General features: G+C 72.4%; 17 protein-coding genes. 7 read left to right on the forward strand and 10 right to left on the reverse strand.

Features of this window, described 5'->3' with window-relative positions:
- Positions 1–8 precede the first annotated feature (8 nt).
- Together H1D33_RS02440 and H1D33_RS02445 are read right to left on the reverse strand one after the other, a co-directional pair.
- Entirely contained in the window at positions 9–233 is a 225-nt protein-coding gene (locus H1D33_RS02440) for a sulfurtransferase TusA family protein (protein ID WP_181569607.1), read from the reverse strand.
- Positions 230–1,381, reverse strand: a complete 1,152-nt coding sequence (locus tag H1D33_RS02445) for a cysteine desulfurase family protein (protein WP_181569606.1) — start codon at positions 1,379–1,381, stop codon at positions 230–232. Before H1D33_RS02445 ends, H1D33_RS02440 begins: the two co-directional genes overlap by 4 nt.
- Positions 1,382–1,551: 170 nt before the next feature.
- Here H1D33_RS02445 and ctaC point away from each other — a divergent pair, with 170 nt between their 5' ends.
- Both ctaC and H1D33_RS02455 read left to right on the forward strand, forming a co-directional pair.
- Complete coding sequence (gene ctaC / locus H1D33_RS02450; RefSeq protein WP_181569605.1) at positions 1,552–2,511, forward strand: aa3-type cytochrome oxidase subunit II; 960 nt, start codon at positions 1,552–1,554, stop codon at positions 2,509–2,511.
- A gap of 11 nt (positions 2,512–2,522) precedes the next feature.
- Entirely contained in the window at positions 2,523–2,951 is a 429-nt protein-coding gene (locus H1D33_RS02455) for a cytochrome c oxidase subunit 4 (RefSeq protein ID WP_181569604.1), read from the forward strand.
- 599 nt (positions 2,952–3,550) lie between these two features.
- Here H1D33_RS02455 and H1D33_RS02460 read toward each other — a convergent pair.
- The 4 genes from H1D33_RS02460 to H1D33_RS02475 all read right to left on the reverse strand — a co-directional run bounded on the left by H1D33_RS02460 (position 3,551) and on the right by H1D33_RS02475 (position 6,437).
- Entirely contained in the window at positions 3,551–3,757 is a 207-nt protein-coding gene (locus tag H1D33_RS02460; protein ID WP_181569603.1) for a hypothetical protein, read from the reverse strand.
- Positions 3,758–3,880: 123 nt separating this feature from the next.
- The gene (gene trpD, locus H1D33_RS02465; RefSeq protein ID WP_181569602.1) at positions 3,881–4,927 is read right to left on the reverse strand and encodes an anthranilate phosphoribosyltransferase; all 1,047 of its coding nucleotides are present in this window, start codon (positions 4,925–4,927) and stop codon (positions 3,881–3,883) included.
- A 77-nt stretch (positions 4,928–5,004) separates the two neighbouring features.
- The gene (locus H1D33_RS02470) at positions 5,005–5,403 is read right to left on the reverse strand and encodes a hypothetical protein (RefSeq protein ID WP_181569601.1); all 399 of its coding nucleotides are present in this window, start codon (positions 5,401–5,403) and stop codon (positions 5,005–5,007) included.
- Positions 5,404–5,450: 47 nt separating this feature from the next.
- The gene (locus H1D33_RS02475) at positions 5,451–6,437 is read right to left on the reverse strand and encodes a cytochrome c oxidase assembly protein (RefSeq protein ID WP_181569600.1); all 987 of its coding nucleotides are present in this window, start codon (positions 6,435–6,437) and stop codon (positions 5,451–5,453) included.
- 108 nt (positions 6,438–6,545) lie between these two features.
- Here H1D33_RS02475 and ctaE point away from each other — a divergent pair, with 108 nt between their 5' ends.
- The 5 genes from ctaE (at position 6,546) to H1D33_RS02500 (ending at position 11,678) form a co-directional block, all read left to right on the forward strand.
- Entirely contained in the window at positions 6,546–7,145 is a 600-nt protein-coding gene (gene ctaE / locus H1D33_RS02480; protein WP_091059316.1) for an aa3-type cytochrome oxidase subunit III, read from the forward strand.
- 72 nt (positions 7,146–7,217) lie between these two features.
- Positions 7,218–8,051 carry a cytochrome bc1 complex diheme cytochrome c subunit gene (gene qcrC / locus H1D33_RS02485; protein ID WP_181569599.1) on the forward strand — a complete coding sequence of 278 codons (834 nt, stop codon included), beginning with the start codon at positions 7,218–7,220 and terminating at the stop codon, positions 8,049–8,051.
- Positions 8,052–8,118: 67 nt separating this feature from the next.
- Positions 8,119–9,207, forward strand: coding sequence for a cytochrome bc1 complex Rieske iron-sulfur subunit (gene qcrA / locus H1D33_RS02490; RefSeq protein ID WP_181569598.1), 1,089 nt, complete (start codon positions 8,119–8,121; stop codon positions 9,205–9,207).
- Positions 9,204–10,835, forward strand: a complete 1,632-nt coding sequence (gene qcrB, locus H1D33_RS02495) for a cytochrome bc1 complex cytochrome b subunit (protein WP_181569597.1) — start codon at positions 9,204–9,206, stop codon at positions 10,833–10,835. The genes qcrA and qcrB overlap by 4 nt, the downstream gene beginning before the upstream one ends.
- A 168-nt stretch (positions 10,836–11,003) precedes the next feature.
- Positions 11,004–11,678 carry a DUF4142 domain-containing protein gene (locus H1D33_RS02500; protein ID WP_181569596.1) on the forward strand — a complete coding sequence of 225 codons (675 nt, stop codon included), beginning with the start codon at positions 11,004–11,006 and terminating at the stop codon, positions 11,676–11,678.
- A gap of 63 nt (positions 11,679–11,741) precedes the next feature.
- Here H1D33_RS02500 and H1D33_RS02505 read toward each other — a convergent pair whose 3' ends face one another.
- Genes H1D33_RS02505 through H1D33_RS02520 form a run of 4 tightly spaced genes read right to left on the reverse strand, consistent with a single transcriptional unit; the run spans position 11,742 to position 15,342 of the window.
- Positions 11,742–12,029 (reverse strand): Lrp/AsnC family transcriptional regulator, encoded by a 288-nt coding sequence (locus tag H1D33_RS02505; RefSeq protein WP_088999172.1) that lies wholly within the window; start codon positions 12,027–12,029, stop codon positions 11,742–11,744.
- A gap of 52 nt (positions 12,030–12,081) precedes the next feature.
- A complete protein-coding gene (locus H1D33_RS02510; RefSeq protein ID WP_246411730.1) occupies positions 12,082–12,972 on the reverse strand; it encodes a nucleotidyltransferase family protein in 891 nt (296 codons plus the stop codon).
- Positions 12,969–13,505 carry an NUDIX hydrolase gene (locus H1D33_RS02515; RefSeq protein ID WP_181569595.1) on the reverse strand — a complete coding sequence of 179 codons (537 nt, stop codon included), beginning with the start codon at positions 13,503–13,505 and terminating at the stop codon, positions 12,969–12,971. The genes H1D33_RS02510 and H1D33_RS02515 overlap by 4 nt, the downstream gene beginning before the upstream one ends.
- A gap of 49 nt (positions 13,506–13,554) precedes the next feature.
- Positions 13,555–15,342, reverse strand: coding sequence for a RelA/SpoT family protein (locus H1D33_RS02520; RefSeq protein WP_181569594.1), 1,788 nt, complete (start codon positions 15,340–15,342; stop codon positions 13,555–13,557).
- Positions 15,343–15,425: the final 83 nt, after the last annotated feature.

Here is a 15,425-nt window from a genome sequence, read left to right on the forward strand (position 1 = left end):
GCCCCGCCTTACACCCGGACGTCGTAGGCGGGGCCGGCGTCGGGGTGGGCCGCCAGGAACTCGTGGCCGCGCATCCGGCACCAGGCCGGGATGTCCACCGCCGCCGCCGGGTCGTCGGCGAGCACCCGCACCACCGCGCCGGCCGGCAGACCGGGCACCCGGCGGGCGAGATTGATCACCGGCAGCGGGCAGCGCTGCCCCCGGCAGTCGAGCACCTCGTCCGGCTCGCTCACAGGTCCGTCACCCCCGCCTCCTCGCGGAGGGCAGCCACGATCCCGGGCAGCTCGGCGAGGAACCGCTCCACGTCCGCCTCGGTGGTCTCCCGGTGCAGCGACACCCGCACGTTGCCGTGCGACAGCACCCCCATCGCCTCCAGCACGTGCGACGGGCGCAGCGTCGACGACGTGCACGACGAGCCGGAGGAGACCGCGAAGCCCCGCCGGTCCAGCGCGTGCAGCAGCGCCTCGCCGTCGACGTACAGGCAGGAGAACGTCACCAGGTGGGGGAGCCGGTCCACCGGGTCGCCGACCACCTCGACGTCCGGCACCTCCGCCGCCACCCGGGCCCGGATCCGGTCCACCAGCGGCGCCAGCCGGGCCGCCTCCGCCGCCGCGTCGGCCGCCGCCGCGCGCAGGCTCGCCGCCGCGGCCACCACCGCCGGCAGGTTCACCACCCCCGGGGTACGCCCCGACTCCCGCTCGTCGGCCGGGTAGGGCGACTCCCACCGGGTGCCCTTGCGCACCACCAGCAGGCCGACGCCGGGCGGCCCGCCCCACTTGTGCGCGCTGGCGGTGAGCACCGACCAGCCCGCCGGCAGCGGCGCCCGGCCGACGAGCTGCGCCGCGTCCACGTACAGCGGGACCCCCGCCTCGGCGCACCGCTCGGCCGCGGCCGGCACCGGCTGCACCGTGCCCACCTCGTGACTGGCCCCGATCAGCGCGGCCAGCGCCACGCCGGGGGCGGCCACCGCCGCCGCCCAGGCGTCCAGGTCCAGCCGGCCGAGCCGGTCCACGGGTACGGAGACCGCGTCGCCCCCGGCCGCGGCGTGCCGCTGCGCGGCGTGCAGCACCGCCGAGTGCTCGATCGCCGAGTGCACGAGCGTCGCGCCGGCCCGCCGCCGCCCGACCAGGCCACCCAGCACGGCGGCGTGCGCCGCGGTCGTACCGCTGGGGGTGAAGGACAGCTCGTCGGCGCGGACGCCGAGCGTGTGCGCGGCGGCCTCCCGGGCGGCGTCCAGGAGCTGGCGGGCCCGGCGGGCCGGCGCGTAGAGCCGGGCCGGGTCGGCCCAGCCGTCGTCCAGGGCGGCCAGCAACGCCTGCCGCGCGACCGGATGCAGCGGCGCGGCGCTGGCCGCGTCCAGGTAGACCGGGGAGGCGCTCATGAGGTTCCACGCTATCGCTCCGGTATGCCCAAGATCCCCCCGATGGGGGCGGACAGTGACCCCAAGACGGTCAGGCCCGCCATGGTCGAGTAATCTGCGACCGTCGGTGACGCCTTTGCCGTCGGTGTCAGGGAAACAACCGCCGCGGCGCGCTAGGGAGGCAGGACCAGGTGGTCGCAAGGAGTTCGGAGGTACGGCCGTCGGCCGTACGGCACAGCGCTTCCCCGGGGGCCGGTGGACGCCGGCGGCGTGGTGCTGGTCGACTCGCCGGGCTCGGTCTCGGCGGAGCGGCGCTGCTGGTTGTGCTCACCGGCTGTGACGTCGGCAAGACGTTCGGCGGGTTCGGCTGGCCGCAGGGTGGCATCACGCCCGAGTCGCACCGGATGTACGACCTGTGGATCGCGTCCTGCATCGCGGCGCTCGCGGTCGGCGTGTTCGTCTGGGGCCTGATCTTCTGGTGCGTGATCCGCTACCGCAAGCGCGGCAACGAGCTGCCGGTGCAGACCCGCTACAACCTGCCGATGGAGTTCCTCTACACCATCGCGCCGATCCTCGTCGTCTCCGTGCTCTTCTACTACACCGCGGTCGTGCAGACCGACGTGAACAAGGAGTCGAAGAACCCGGACGTCACCGTCGAGGTCGTCGCGTTCAAGTGGAACTGGCAGTTCAACTACCGCGACGGGCAGGGCCGCGACGCCAACACCGTCGCCTCGGTGCTGGGCACCAGCGAGGTCATCCCGGTGCTGGTACTGCCGAGCGGCCGGTCGATCCGGTTCGAGGAGCAGAGCCGCGACGTCATCCACTCGTTCTGGGTGCCGGAGCTGCTGTTCAAGCGCGACGTCATGCCGGGCAGCATCCGTAACACCTTCGAGGTCTCCAGCATCGACACGGAGGGCGCGTTCGTCGGCCGCTGCGCCGAGCTGTGCGGCAGCTACCACGCCTTCATGAACTTCGAGCTGCGGGTGGTCTCGCCGGAGAAGTACGAGCAGTTCCTGGCCGCCAAGAAGGGCGGCAGCTCGACCCAGGACGCGCTCAAGGCGATCGGCGTGGCCGAGTACGCCACCACCACCAAGCCGTTCGACACGCGGCGTAACACCGCCAACTTCAACCCGTCCGACGCGGGCAGCTGAGGGGGTCCGGCATGAAGACCGAATGGAAGATCTTCCTGACCATCGCCGCGTTCCTGCTCGGCGCGACGATCCTCTACGGCGCCTGGACGTACGCCGACAGCGGCGGCCACGTCGAGTGGATCGGCACCGTGGCGCTGCTGCTGTCGTTCCTGCTCTGCACGATGTGCGGCGGCTTCTTCTGGTTCGTCTCCCGCCGGATCGACCTGCGCCCGGAGGACCGGGCGGACGGTGAGATCGCCGACGGCGCCGGCGAGATCGGCTTCTTCAGCCCGGGCAGCTACTGGCCGTTCGGCCTGGCCCTGGCCGCCGCGATCGCCGGCCTGGGGCTCGTGTTCTGGCAGTTCTGGCTGCTGGGCCTGGGCCTGCTGGCAGTGATCTTCGCCGCCTGCGGCCTGCTCTTCGAGTACTACTCGGGCACCCGCCGCACCGCCGAGCACTGACCCGTACCTCCGCCGCAGGCCCGCGCCCCCTCCGGGGCCGCGGGCCTGCCGCTTTTCCCCGCCCGCCTCCCTCCCTCCCTCCTCCCTCAGTCGATCATGAAGTTGACGGCATCGACCGTCCGAATTGTCCCCGCCAACTTCATGATCGACGGGGCGGGTCTCGTCGGGCGCGTTCAACCCTTTGGTGATCAAGGAGATTGTGTCCACGGGGCTCTCCGTGTCGACGCGAACTCCTTGGTCGACATCGTTGGGGGTTGGGGGCGTCCACGGTGGGCGTGGGGTTTGCCTGGTGCGGGGGCGGGTGCTGCCGGCGATCTTGGTAGGAAGCGGCCCCTCCGGGGGCGGGTTGATACCAAGGTCTGTGGAGTGCTCGGGAAGTGGGAGTCAGTTCTCGGTGGGTGGACCGTGGGCTCTGGGTGGAGGCTGCACGAGCGGTGCCGGCGCTGCTGTGGTGCCTGGTCCGGCGCGCCGGGTCCGTTGCCGGGCTGCTCAGCCTGCCCGCTCGGCGGGCGTCCGGTGGGCCGGAGCGGGTGCCTGGGCGGCGTCGACGGAGACGCGGGCCGCGGGCCCAGGGGTTGGCCGTCGGTGGTGCGGGTGGGTCAGGCGGCGTGGCGGTGGGTGGGGCGCGGGGTGCGCCGGCGGGACCGCGCCGACGGGCGGAACGTGACGGTGGCGATCAGCACGGCCGCGCCGCAGCCGGTGCAGGCCAGCTCGGGGCAGTCGGCGCCGTGCCCGTCGCCGCAGGGCGGCGTCTCGAACAGCACGACGCCCTCGCAGGTGTCGCAGTGGAGCTCGCGATCCGACACGGGCGTCTCCTCTCGCTCCGGGTGCCCGGCGGTGGCGGGGAGCCGTCGGCCCCACCGAACCATCGCCCTAAAGCGGAAAATTACTCCCCTGTAGTTTGGCACGCGGGTACGACACGCACCCGGTCAGGCGGCGCGGGCGACCGCCAGCCAGCGGTCCAACGTGGCCGCCGCCGAGCCCGAGTCGACCGACTCGGCGGCCCGGCCGAGGTTGGCGCGCAGCGCCTCGTGCAGGTCGCCGTCGAGCGGGCCCTGGGTGGCCAGCGCCACCGCGGCGTTCACCAGCACGGCGTCGCGTACCGGGCCGGTCTCGCCGGCCAGCAGCCGCCGGACCACGTCGGCGTTGTAGACCGCGTCTCCGCCCCGCAGGTCGGCGAGGGTGGCCCGGGGCACCCCGAGCTCCGTCGCGTCCAGCAGCGCCTCCCTGACGGTGCCCTGCTGGGCCACCCAGACCCGGGTCGGCGCGCCGGTGCTGAACTCGTCCAGCCCGTCCTCGCCCCGGACCACGATCGCCGAGTCGCCGCGGGCGGCGAACACGGCCGCCATCACCGGCGCCATCCGCTGGTCGAAGCAGCCGACCGCGCCCGCGCGGGGGCGGGCCGGGTTGGTCAGCGGGCCGAGGAAGTTGAACGCCGTGGGTACGCCGATCTCGCGCCGGACCGGGCCGGTGTGCCGCATGCCGGGGTGGAACCGGGCGGCGAAGCAGAAGCCGATGCCGGCCTCGGTGACGCAGCGGGCCACCTGCTCCGGCGCCAGGTCGAGCGGCACGCCGAGCTGCTCCAGCACGTCCGCCGTGCCGCAGGACGAGGACGCGGCCCGGTTGCCGTGCTTGACCACCCGGACGCCCGCCCCGGCGACCACCAGCGCCGCCATGGTGGAGATGTTGACGGTGTGGGCGAGGTCGCCGCCGGTGCCGACCACGTCGAGCGCGGTGGCGCGTACGTCCTCGGGCAGCTCCACCGGGACGGCGCGGGTGAGCATCGCCTCGACGAGGCCGCCCAGCTCGGCCGGCGTCTCGCCCTTGGTGCGCAGCGCCACGGCGAAGCCGGCGATCTGCGCCGGGGTGGCCGAGCCGGCCATGATCTCGCCCATCGCCCAGGCGGTGTCGGCGGTGGAGAGCTCCTCGCCGCGCAGCAGCGCGTTGAGCAGAAGCGGCCAGGTCCGTTCGCCCATGGCGGGCCTCCCGAGCGGCGTGAAGTGAAGCGGTTGGGGCGCGCCACGGCCGCGTCGCCGTGGCGCCGCGGGGTGGATCAGGCCGCGGCGTGCGTGCGGCGCAGCAGTTCGGCGACGGTGCTGCCGGCGGTCACCGGGTCCAGCGGGTGGGTGAGGGTGGCGTCGACCTCGGCGTACGCGGCCAGCCAGCGGTCGGCGGCGCGGGCCAGCACCACGCAGGTCGGCGGCGCGTCGTCCCGGTCGTCCTTGATCTGCCGGGCGATGCCGATGCCGCCGCCGGGGCTCGCCTCGCCGTCGAGCACGAGCAGGTCGATCTCGTAGTCGTCGACCAGCCGGACGCAGCCGGCGTAGTCGTCGGCCTCGACGAACTCGATCTCGATGCCGGGCGCCGGACGGGTGCCGACGGCGAGCCGCATCCGGTCCCGGACCTTCGGGTCGTCGCTGTAGAGCAGGACGGTGCAAAGACGATCGCTCATCGTGACGTGGCTCCCACCTCGTAGCTGCCCGCTGATCGTAGCGGGCGTCACATTCCGCCGGTGGGACCGGCCCCGGCCCCGGCGCCCGCCTGGGCGGCGCGTTCGCGGGCCTCCTGGCGGTCGAGCTCGCGGTCCAGCCGGCGGGCCTCCCGCTCGGACTGCTTGATCCACTGCACCACCAGCACGGCCAGCATGGTGACGCTGACGAACTCGCCGCCGGCCCAGAGGATGCCGCCGGCGACCACCTGGTCGTTGCGGGGGTCGGACCAGGCCAGGTGCAGCGACGGGTACCAGTCGCCGCCGAGCAGCGTGGTGCTCTGCATGATGGTCAGCCCGAGCACCGTGTGGAACGGCACCGACAGCAGCATGAGCAGCGCGCGGGCCGGGTACGGCCAGCGGCCGGGCAGCGGGTCCAGGCCGAGCAGCGGCCAGAAGAAGACGCAGCCGGTCATGATGAAGTGCGCGTGCACCAGCTCGTGCGCCCACTCGTGGCGCAGCGTGAACTCGTAGAGGTTGGTGAAGTAGAGCACGAACGGGTTCGCCACGAAGATGGCGAACGCCACCAGCGGGAAGCTGTAGACCCGGGCCACCCGGCTGTGCACCACCGCGAGCAGCCGCTTGCGGGGCCGCACCGGCAGCGTGCGCAGGGCCAGCGTCACCGGCGCGCCGAGCGCCAGGAAGATCGGCGCGACCATCGACAGCACCATGTGCTGCACCATGTGCACCGACACCAGCGCGGTGTCGTACGCGCCGAGCCCGCTGACCGTGACCAGCGCGATGCCGCCGAGGCCGGGGCCGAGGAACGCCACGGTGCGCAGCACCGGCCACCGGTCGCCGCGCAGCCGCAGCCGGTGCACCCCGTAGAGGTAGAGCCCGGCGGCGAGCACCAGGCCGAGCGTGAGCCAGCTCTCCAGCCGGGTCTCGGTGAGCACCCGGGCCACGGTGAACGGCGGCGGAGCGGCCTCGCCGCCCGCCGCCAGCGTCGTCGGGCCGACGACCGAGGTGGCGGCGAGGATCTGATCGACGTGCAGCACGCTTTTCAGGGTAGGTCAGGCGAAGCGGACGACCACGATCGGGCCACTGCGGGCCCGGGTTTGCCACCCCGCTGATCGTCGGTCCCGGTCAAGGGCAATAATGACCGCGTGACTGCGGCCCCAGCCATTGACAAGAGCCGGATCCACTCCCTGACGCGTCCCAACATGGTGAGCGTCGGGACGATCGTGTGGCTCTCCAGCGAACTCATGTTCTTCGCGGCGCTGTTCGCGATGTACTTCTCGATCCGCGCGGCGGCGCCGGAGCAGTGGGAGAAGCACACCGAGGTCCTGAACATCCCGTACGCGACCACCTTCACGGTGATCCTCGTGCTCTCCTCGGTGACCTGCCAGCTCGGTGTCTTCGCGGCCGAGAAGGGCGACGTCCACGCCCTGCGCCGGTGGTTCACGATCACCTTCGTGATGGGTCTGATCTTCGTGCTCGGCCAGGCGAACGAGTACCGGACCCTGGTGCACGAGGGCGTCAAGATCAATGAAGACGGTTACGGGTCGATGTTCTACCTGACCACCGGCTTCCACGGTCTGCACGTGACCGGCGGGCTGATCGCCTTCATCATCTTCATGGTCCGTACCACCATGGGCCGGTTCACCCCGGCCCAGGCGACCTCGGCGATCGTCGTGTCCTACTACTGGCACTTCGTCGACGTCGTGTGGATCGGGCTGTACGCCATGATCTACTGGCTTCAGTGATCTTGGCGCGTCACGAACCGCGCCGCTGCTCCGTCCCCTGAGACAAGGTCCAACCGGTTAAGGACACAGGTCATGACTTCTGACAACGACCGCCGACGCGGTCTGCTCGCGCGGCTGCGCGGGCGGCCCGTAGCGCGCAGCAGGGGCCGCCGCCGGCTGGGTGCCGCGGTCCGGCTGGCCGCCGCGCTGATGCTGGCCGGTGGCGCCTACACCGTCTTCGCCCCGGGCGTGCAGGCGCAGGACAACCCGCCGCTGACCGCCGCCGCCAACGAGGGCAAGGCGCTGTTCGACGTGAGCTGTGTGACCTGTCACGGTCGCAACGCCCAGGGCGTCGAGGGTCGGGGCCCGAGCCTGATCGGCGTCGGGTCGGCCTCGGTCGAGTTCCAGGTCAGCAGCGGTCGCATGCCGATGGCCCGGCAGGAGGCCCAGGCCATGCGCAAGCCGCCGGTCTTCACCGACGAGCAGGTGCGCCAGCTCGGGCAGTACGTCCAGGAGCTCGGTGGCGGCCCGCAGGTGCCGTCGGGCAACCTGCGCGAGGGCGCCAACATGTCCACCGGTGGCGAGCTGTTCCGGATCAACTGCTCGCAGTGCCACGCGTTCGGCGGCGGCGGCGGGGCCCTCTCCTCCGGCAAGTACGCGCCGAGCCTCAAGCCGGCCAGCGACCGGCAGATCTACGCCGCGATGCTGAGCGGCCCGCAGAACATGCCGGTGTTCGGCGACAACCAGATCACTCCCCAGGAGAAGGCGGACATCATCGCCTACATCCAGGAGACCCTGAAGAGCGACCAGGACCAGGGCGGTTTCAACCTGGGCCGGTACGGCCCGTCGACCGAGGGTCTGGCGATCTTCCTGGTCGGCATCGTCGCGCTGGTCTTCGCGAGCCTGTGGATCGCGGGCAAGTCGTGACCCGGCCGAACGTCTGTATCATTGCCCTGGTGCCGGCCACCGGCGCCACGCGTAGCGAGGTGACGGCATGAGCACCCACACCGAGCACCAGGCCCCGCAGGGTCGGGAGCCGGTCGACGTGAACGACCCCCGGCTCTCCCGGTTCGACATCGTGCAGGAGGGCGCCCGGCGGGACGACATCGAGATCGTCCACTACGAGGAGCAGGTGGTCCGGGGCAGCAAGGCCGAGCGCCGGCTGACCCGTACGGTCGCCATGATGTTCCTGCTGACCGGCCTCTTCGCCACCGCGTTCCTGGCGATCTACATCTGGTGGCCGTGGCAGTGGGAGGCCGGTCGCGGTGGCGACAAGCTCTACACCCCGCTGCTCGGGCTGACCCTCGGCCTGGCCCTCCTCGGCATCGGCTTCGGCATCCTGACCTGGGGCAAGAAGCTGCTGCCCAAGGAGGTCTCGATCCAGGACCGGCACGACCAGGTCGACAACCCGGAGGATCGCAAGATCACCGGTGAGACCATGCTCTACCTGGCCGACGAGCTGGGTGTGAAGCGTCGCCCGCTGCTCGGCATCTCGCTGCTCGCCGGCTTGGCGCCGGTCGGCGCGGTCGCCGCGGCGCCGCTGATCGGTGGCCTGATCGAGCAGCCGCACAAGAACAACCAGATGTTCACCACCGGCTTCGCGCCGGCCGAGGGCGGCGAGAAGATCCGGCTGATCCGCGAGGACGGCCGGCCGATCCGCCCGGCGGACGTCAGCGTCGGTGGCCAGCTCACCGTGTTCCCGGGGATCGAGGGCGGGGTCAGCAACAAGCACGCCGACTCGCCGACCCTGCTGATCCACCTGCGTGAGGACGACGCGCAGAAGTCGCGCGCCGCCAACGAGCGCAAGGGCCACGGCGACTACATGTGGGGCAACTACGTCGCGTTCTCCAAGATCTGCACGCACGCCGGTTGCCCGGCCAGCCTCTACGAGCAGCAGACCAACCGGCTGCTCTGCCCCTGCCACCAGTCCCAGTTCCTCATCACCGACAACGCCAAGCCGATCTTCGGCCCGGCGAACCGGCCGCTGCCCCAGCTGCCGATCGAGGTGGACGAGGAGGGCTTCTTCGTGGCGAGGTCCGACTACACCGAGACCATCGGTCCCGACTTCTGGGAGCGGCCATGAAGCGCCGAAAGTTTGATGCGGCCGCGCTGCCGGCCAAGACCGCCGGGGCGGTGGACGACCGCTTCCAGGTCGCCACGCCGCTGCGCAAGCTGCTGAACAAGGTCTTCCCCGACCACTGGTCCTTCCTCCTCGGCGAGATCGCGCTGTTCTCGTTCGTGGTCCTGCTGCTGACCGGCGTGTTCCTGACCTTCTTCTACGAGCCGGCGATGACGGAGGTGACCTACGACGGCAGCTACGCGCCGCTGCGGGGCACCCCGATGTCCGCCGCGTACGCCTCCAGCCTGGACATCTCGTTCGACGTCCGCGGCGGTCTGATCATGCGGCAGATGCACCACTGGGCGGCCCTGCTGTTCATGGCCGCGATCGTGGTGCACATGCTCCGGGTCTTCTTCACCGGCGCGTTCCGCAAGCCGCGTGAGACCAACTGGATCATCGGCTCGCTGCTGTTCTGGGTGGGCTTCCTGGCCGGCTTCACCGGCTACTCGCTGCCGGACGACGGCCTGTCCGGCACCGGTCTGCGGATCGCCTCCGGCATCATCCTGTCGATCCCGGTGGTCGGTTCCTGGGTCAGCTCGTCGATCTTCGGCGGGGAGTTCCCCGGCACCATCATCATCAGCCGCTTCTTCATCGCCCACGTGCTGCTCATCCCGGGCCTGCTGGTGGCGCTGATCAGCGTGCACCTGGGCCTGGTGTTCAAGCAGAAGCACACCCAGTGGCCCGGCCCCGGCCGGACCAACTCCAACGTGGTCGGCGAGCGGATGTTCCCGCGCTACGCGCTCAAGCAGGGCGGCTTCTTCATGGTCGTCTTCGGCGTGATCGCGCTGATGGGCGGCCTCTTCCAGATCAACCCGATCTGGTACTTCGGCCCGTACGAGGCGTGGGTGGTCTCCGCGGCCAGCCAGCCCGACTGGTACGTCATGTTCCTCGACGGCTCGACCCGACTCATGCCGGGCTGGGAGATCCACATCCCGATCGGCAACGGATACGTCATCCCGCCGCTGTTCTGGCCGACGGTCGTGCTCCCCGGCATCCTGGTGGGCCTGTCGACGATGTACCCGTTCCTGGAGGCGCGTCGCCTCAAGGACTACAAGCACCACAACCTGCTCCAGCGGCCCCGGGACGTGCCGGCCCGGACCGCGGTGGGCGCGATGGCGGTCGCCTTCTACGTCGTGCTGACGCTCTCCGGCGGCAACGACGTGATCGCCGACAAGTTCCACATCAGTTTGAACGCGATGACCTGGGCCGGCCGGGTCGGCCTGCTGGTGATCCCGCCGCTGGCCTACTACGTCACCTACCGGCTCTGCCTGGGTCTCCAGCAGCACGACCGGGAGGTGCTGGCCCACGGCGTGGAGACCGGCATCATCAAGCGGCTGCCCGACGGCCGGTTCGTCGAGGTCCACCAGCCGCTGACGTCGGCCGACGGGCACGACGGCCACGCGCCGGCGCTGGACTACGTCGGCTGGGTGGTGCCCAAGAAGATGAACCGGCTCGGTGCCCTCGGGCCCGCGATCCGGGGCTTCTTCTACCCGATCGAGAAGCCGGCCGAGGCGCCGGTCTCGCCGGGCCACCCGCCGGTCGAACCCCGGGACGAGCGGGAGGAGATCAGCAGCGGCGGCAGCCGGCGCTGACCCTTCCGGGTACGACTGACCGTGGCGCCCGCCGGAATCCTCCGGCGGGCGCCACGGCCGTTTTGGCCCGTTACTCCCCTCGAACGCGCCCCGGACGAGTGGAATCGCAGGAATAACCCCGGTCAGCCGGGTATCCGTGCGGTCCGACGTCTCATGGGGGAGGAACGTATGTGGGGAATCAAACGCCTGGGCCTGCTGGCCGCGCTGGTGGTCGTGGGGCTGGCGCCCGCCGCCGCGGCGCAGGCCGCGGCGCAGCCGTCGACGCAGGACACCCAGTATCTGCAGGCGGTGCACCAGGTCAACCTGTTCGAGATCACCGCCGGTAACCTGGCCCAGCAGAAGGGCCAGAACCAGCAGGTCAAGGACCTGGGCAAGATGTTCGTCACGGACCACACCCAGCTGGACCAGACGGTGAAGTCGACCGCCCAGCAGCTCAACGTGCAGCTGCCGGCGGACCCGACCGCCGACCAGCAGAAGGTCCTCGACAAGTTGAACGGCCTCAACGGGGCCCAGTTCGACAAGGCGTGGGTGACCGCGCAGCTCGCCGGCCACGTGCAGGCCATCCAGGCCACCCAGACGGAGATCTCGCAGGGCTCCGAGCAGTCGGTGGTCCAGCTCGCCCAGGACGCCCTGCCGGTCCTCCAGGCGCACTACGACGCGCTGGTGGCCCTGGCGCAGACCCTGGGCGTCCCGGTGCCGCAGACCAGCGCCAGCGGCACGCCCAGCCCGGGCGGCACCACGTCGCCGGGGACGGGTGGCACCGAGTCGCCGGCTCCGGGCGGCGGCGGGACCGAGGAGCCCGCTCCGGGCACCACGGAGACCCCGGCGCCGGCGCAGAGCTGACGCACCCGTACGGCCGACGGTGGCCGGCCCGTCCCGCACCGGGGCGGGCCGGCCACCCGCATCTCAGTCGGCGTTGGCCAGCCCGATCGCGAACGCCTCCTCCAGGTCGTGCTGGGAGTAGGCGCGGAACGCGATGTGCGACTCGGTGTTGAGCACGCCCGGCACCTTGGAGATGCTGCCGGCGATGACCTGGGCGATCTGCTCGAACTCGCGGACCCGGACCATGGCGATCAGGTCGACGTGCCCGGCCACCGAGTAGACCTCGCTGACGCCGGGCAGGTTGGCCAGGTTCTCGGCCACCTCGGGGATGGAGTCGGTGGCGCAGTCGATCAGCACGATCGCGGTGATCACGGGACGTTTCTCCGTTCGTCGGCGACGAGGCCCATGCTATTGCCCGGCCCGGTCACCGCGCGGCCGGGACGGTCAGGTCGGCGCCGGCCCGGATCACCCCGACGAGGCGTTCCCCGGCGGCGACCGTCGCGCCCGGCCAGATCACCGACCGGTCGACCGCGCCGTGCACCCGCGCGCCCGCGCCGACCACCGACCGGGTGACCGGCCCGTCCACCTCGGCGGCCGGGTCGACCAGGCCGTCCGGGCCGGCGGCGTGCAGGTTCGCGGCCAGGTAGTCGGCGGGCGTGCCGGTGTCGTAGAAGGTGCCCGGGTAGGGGACCACGGTCAGCGCGCCGGCCGCCTCCGCCGGCCGCCACACCGCCCGGACCAGGTCGCCGAACGTGGCCGGCAGCTCGCGGACCAGCCGCCAGGGCAGCAGCGAGAACCCGACGAAGCGGTGGCCGGCGAAGGTGCCGGGGGCGGCCGGGTCGTCCGCCGGCTGGCCGAGCAGGCGTACGCTCCGCCCGTCCCAGCCGTCGAGCAGCGCGGCCACGTCCGGGCCGGGCGGGGCGGCCGGGTCGGCGAGGTACGCGTCGGCGTTGCCGACCAGCACGCCGCGCCCGCCGATCCAGTCCCGCAGCCGTCCGACGCCGCCGGCGGTGCCCAGCGGGTCGCCCGGCTCGACCGACAGGTGCGCCCGGTCGCCCACCCGCGCGACCACCTGGTCGCCCAGGTAGCAGGCGTTCACCGCGACCCGGTCCGGCCCGGTCAGCCCGAGCCCGGCCAGCCGCGCCAGCGCCCGGTCGAGCAGCGGCACGTTGCCGACCGGGCAGAGCGCCTTCGGCACCCGCCCGGTCAACGGGCGCAGCCGGGTGCCCTCGCCCGCCGCCAGCACCACCGCGCACACGTCGACGCCCGCCGCCGGGCCGTGCGGCGCCGGGGTACCCGGACCGTAGGTGCTCACGGGGCGGGTGGCGTCGGCGGGACCTCGCCGGCGCGCGGGCCGATGCCGTAGTAGCCCAGCAGGTTGGCCGTAGCGCGGCTGAGCCGGGGCAGGTCGTCCAGCGGGTGCCAGGCGGCCTCCAGCACCTCGGCCCCGTCCACCTTCAGCGCGGTGCGCGACGCCGGCACGTCCGCCTCGAAGACCACGTCCACCCAGCCCTTGGCGTGCACGACCGCGTTCGGCACGGCCGGGCGGAGCCGGTCGGGGGAGAGCCGGACGCCGGATTCCTCGTGCAGCTCCCGGGCCGCGCCGACCACCGGCGCCTCGCCGCGTTCCAGCAGGCCGGCCGGGAGGCTCCAACTGTGGCCGGGGGGCTGGCGCAGCAGCAGGATGCGGCCCGCGCCGTCGGCCTCCGAGTCCCGGACCAGCGTCACCGCGCCCACGATGTACTTCGGCACGGCGAGCCGGACCAGCCGCCGTCGCAGCGGGACCGGGAGCCGGTAGAACAGCCGGTAGCCGAGGGCCCGTCCGGTGGCACGCGCGCGGGGGATCATGCCGTCCAGGCTAGTGGCCGGCCGGGGGCCGCGGGCGAACGCCCTTCGGCTACTGCCGGTGGTCGACCAGGTCGATCAGTTGCCGGACCACCGTGTCGGGCTCGACCGAGCGGTCGAAGACCGCCACCAGCATCGTCTCCAGGTCGGGGTAGCCCAGCTCCTCGGAGAGCCGCAGCAGCGGCAGGTCGCTCGCGAGGCCCCGGTCGTGCTTGCGCAGCGCCAGGCCGATCGACGCCCGGCCGAGGCGGACCTTGTCGGCGATCGAGATGCCCGGTTCGGTGTGCTCGGCGAACCACCTGTTGATCTGCATCTGGGCGTGCGGGGACTTGACGAACCCCAGCCACTCCCGGCGCGGGCCGCGCGGGGCCACGTCGACCTCGAAGCCGCTCTCCGCGTCGCTCTCGGTGAAGATCTCCACCACGTCGCCCTCCTCCAGCTCGGAGGAGAGCGGGGCCAGCCGGCCGTTGATCCGGGTGGCGAGGCAGTGGTCGCCGCGCTCGCTGCCCAGCTCGTAGGCGAGGTCGACCGGGGTGGCGCCGGCCGGCAGCACCACCTGCCGGCCGTCGGCGACCACCTGGATCTGCGCCTCGGCCAGGTCGCAGCGCAGCGACGCCATGAACTGGCCCGGGTCGACCGTCTCCTGCTCCCAGTCGAGCACCCGGCGCAGCCAGGCCAGCTCCTCCGCGCGGTCGGCGGCCCGGCCGGCGGCGCGGGGGAAGCGGTAGTGGGCGGCCACGCCGTATTCCGCGGCGCGGTGCATCTCGGTGGTGCGGATCAGCACCTCCACGGTGCGGTCCTGCGGGCCGCAGACGCTGGTGTGCAGCGACCGGTAGAGGTTGTTCTTCGGTGAGGCGATGAAGTCCTTGAAGCGGCCCGGCATCGGCCGCCACAGCCCGTGCACGGCGCCCAGCGCGGCATAGCAGTCGGTCGGCGGGCCGTCCACCACGATGGCGATGCGGGGCAGGTCGAGCGGGGCGGCGTGGTCGCCGGCGACCGTGTCCTTCCAGATCGAGTAGAGGTGCCGCGGGCGGGGGGAGACCTCGGCGTCCACCCGGCTGCGGCGCAGCGCCGCGCGGGTGCGGGCGACGACGTCGGTCAGGTAGGCGTCCCACCCCGGCCGGTCGTGGACGAACCGGGCGATGCGCGCGTGCTCGTCGGGTTGCAGGTGCAGCAGCACCACGTCGTCCAGCTCGCGTTTGAGGGTCTGGATGCCGAGCCGGTCGCAGAGCGGGACCAGCACCTCAAGCGTCTTGCGGGCGATCCGTTCCCGCGAGGCGGCGGAGCGGACGCCGAGCGTGCGCATGTTGTGCAGCCGGTCGGCCAGCTTGATGACCAGCACCCGGACGTCCTTGCCGGCGGCCACGATCATCTTCCGGACGGTCTCCGCCTCGGCGGCCTTGCCGTAGAACGCCTTGTCGAACTTGGTCACCCCGTCGACCAGGTGGGCCACCTCGCGGCCGAAGTCCTCCTGGAGCGCCTGGAGCGTGTAGCGGGTGTCCTCCACCGTGTCGTGCAGCAGCGCGGCCACCAGCGTGATGGTGTCCATGCCGAGGTCGGCGCAGATCTGCGCGACCGCGAACGGGTGGGTGATGTAGGGCTCGCCGCTCTTGCGGAACTGACCCCGGTGCATGTTCTCGGCGATCGTGTAGGCCCGGCGCAGCACCGACGCGTCGGCGCTGGGATGGATGCCACGGTGCGCGCGGACCAGCGCGGTGACCGGGTCGCCGTCGGCGGTGGGCCAGGCGAGCAGCGAGCGCAGCCGGCGGGTGAGCGGCAGCTCCCCCTGGGTCGGAAGGGAGCCGCCCAGGGCGGCGCCGTGTCCGGCGTCGACGTCCACCTGGGACACCTCCTCACCCCGGCCCTCGGCCGCCGGGGACCGGCGACCGGGAGCAGGCCCGCGAATCGGGCAGGACTGCACTC

The sequence above is a fragment of the Micromonospora ferruginea genome, assembly GCF_013694245.2.
Lineage (GTDB): Bacteria > Actinomycetota > Actinomycetes > Mycobacteriales > Micromonosporaceae > Micromonospora > Micromonospora robiginosa.

Bases quoted from the DNA above. Each gene is read 5' to 3' on its own strand.
- trpD (WP_181569602.1), bottom strand. From the start codon at position 4,927: ATGGGCGAACGGACCTGGCCGCTTCTGCTCAACGCGCTGCTGCGCGGC.
- qcrA (WP_181569598.1), top strand. From the start codon at position 8,119: ATGAGCACCCACACCGAGCACCAGGCCCCGCAGGGTCGGGAGCCGGTC.
- qcrC (WP_181569599.1), top strand. From the start codon at position 7,218: ATGACTTCTGACAACGACCGCCGACGCGGTCTGCTCGCGCGGCTGCGC.
- H1D33_RS02445 (WP_181569606.1), bottom strand. From the start codon at position 1,381: ATGAGCGCCTCCCCGGTCTACCTGGACGCGGCCAGCGCCGCGCCGCTG.
- H1D33_RS02455 (WP_181569604.1), top strand. From the start codon at position 2,523: ATGAAGACCGAATGGAAGATCTTCCTGACCATCGCCGCGTTCCTGCTC.
- qcrB (WP_181569597.1), top strand. From the start codon at position 9,204: ATGAAGCGCCGAAAGTTTGATGCGGCCGCGCTGCCGGCCAAGACCGCC.
- H1D33_RS02470 (WP_181569601.1), bottom strand. From the start codon at position 5,403: ATGAGCGATCGTCTTTGCACCGTCCTGCTCTACAGCGACGACCCGAAG.
- H1D33_RS02500 (WP_181569596.1), top strand. From the start codon at position 11,004: ATGTGGGGAATCAAACGCCTGGGCCTGCTGGCCGCGCTGGTGGTCGTG.
- H1D33_RS02515 (WP_181569595.1), bottom strand. From the start codon at position 13,505: ATGATCCCCCGCGCGCGTGCCACCGGACGGGCCCTCGGCTACCGGCTG.